The sequence below is a fragment of the Moorena sp. SIO3I8 genome, from assembly GCF_010692325.1.
GTDB lineage: Bacteria > Cyanobacteriota > Cyanobacteriia > Cyanobacteriales > Coleofasciculaceae > Moorena.
The window spans coordinates 1-1,352 of sequence record NZ_JAAHHW010000405.1 but is presented as its reverse complement, the minus strand read 5'-3'; the positions used below and the strand labels follow the sequence as shown (position 1 = coordinate 1,352).

The 1,352-nt window shown below is 47.1% G+C and carries 2 protein-coding genes; both read left to right on the top strand.

Annotated elements, in window-relative coordinates; genetic code table 11:
* Positions 1-18: 18 nt before the first annotated feature.
* Complete coding sequence (locus tag F6K51_RS37395) at positions 19-399, top strand: hypothetical protein (protein ID WP_070391933.1); 381 nt, start codon at positions 19-21, stop codon at positions 397-399.
* Positions 400-517: 118 nt separating this feature from the next.
* Positions 518-1,352, top strand: an 835-nt coding sequence (locus F6K51_RS37390; RefSeq protein WP_293031267.1) for a cysteine desulfurase family protein, incomplete at its 3' end; no start/stop codon positions are given.

Sequence of the window (1,352 nt, the reverse complement as noted above, 5' to 3'; positions counted from 1 at the left end):
AACCCGAACTACTGTCTTATGCCAAGACGAAAGAAAACATTCCCGTGTGGCCACAAGGGGTATGGTAAAACATGCCACCGATGTGATCAAAAAAACCGAGCACGGGAAGAGAAAAAACAGCAAAAACAGCAGTGGGAGTCTAGTTTTGAAGATGATCCCATTGACTTAAAAAACCTTCCTACCCATGTGGTTGTCAAAGCCCGTGGGATAATTGCTGGTTTGGAGAATCACCAAGATTACAGAGAATTTGGTGGCAAGCGGCTGCGCCACAACCGCTGGATCATTAGTATTCCTGTAACTCGCAACTACCGAATGATTTGTCACGACCAGGGTAGCTTATTGGTTCCTCACGCAGTTTTGTCCCACGAGGATTATAACGTTGGCAAACCAGGTGGTTAGTTGTTATTCATCAGTTATTATTCATCAGTTATTAATCATCAGTTATTAGTCATCAGTTTGAGAGAGACCTGGAAAGGTTATATGCTGAAGGTAGAGATAGCTGGTTGCCTGAAAACCCATGCAAATTTATCTGGACTATAGCGCCAACACACCACCACGCTCAGAAGTCATTAAAACTATGCAAGATGTCCTTGCCCAGCAGTGGGGTAACCCATCTAGCTTACACCAGTGGGGTCAGCGAGCGGCTATTGTACTGGAACGAGCAAGAATGCAGGTGGCTAGGTTAATCAATGCACCAGCAGAATCGATTATATTTACCTCTGGCGGTACTGAGGCGGATAATTTGGCGGTGATGGGGGTTGCCCAAGCCTACAAGAAACCCCAGCATATCATTATTTCTAGTGTAGAGCATTCTGCAATCGCTCAACCAGTGGCCTGGTTGGAGCAGTGGGGTTGGCAAGTGACTAGGCTACCAGTGGATTCTCTGGGAATGGTCAATCCCGGTGATTTAAAAGCTGCGCTACAGGCAAATACAGTTTTAGTCTCCGTCATCTACGGTCAAAGTGAAGTAGGTACGCTCCAACCTATTGATGAACTCGGACAAATTGCTCGTGAACAAGGTGTATTGTTTCATACCGATGCAGTTCAAGTAGCAGGACGGCTATCGATCGATGTTCAACAACTACCGGTGGATTTGCTGTCGATTTCCAGTCACAAAATTTATGGTCCAATGGGATCAGGGGCACTGTATATCCGCCCTGATGTGGAGTTAGTGCCCCTGATATCCGGTGGTGGACAAGAATCCCGATTGCGGTCTGGAACCCAGGCGGTGCCACTGATTGCTGGGTTTGGCATGGCGGCAGAACTAGCAGCAGTGCAAATGCTAAAAGAGACACCTCGGTTAATTCGATTACGCGATCGCATGTTTGACCAACTGGCTGATACCCCCAATC

Excerpts from the sequence above, each read along its gene's own strand:
- F6K51_RS37395 (WP_070391933.1), top strand. The coding sequence starts at position 19 with ATGCCAAGACGAAAGAAAACATTCCCGTGTGGCCACAAGGGGTATGGT.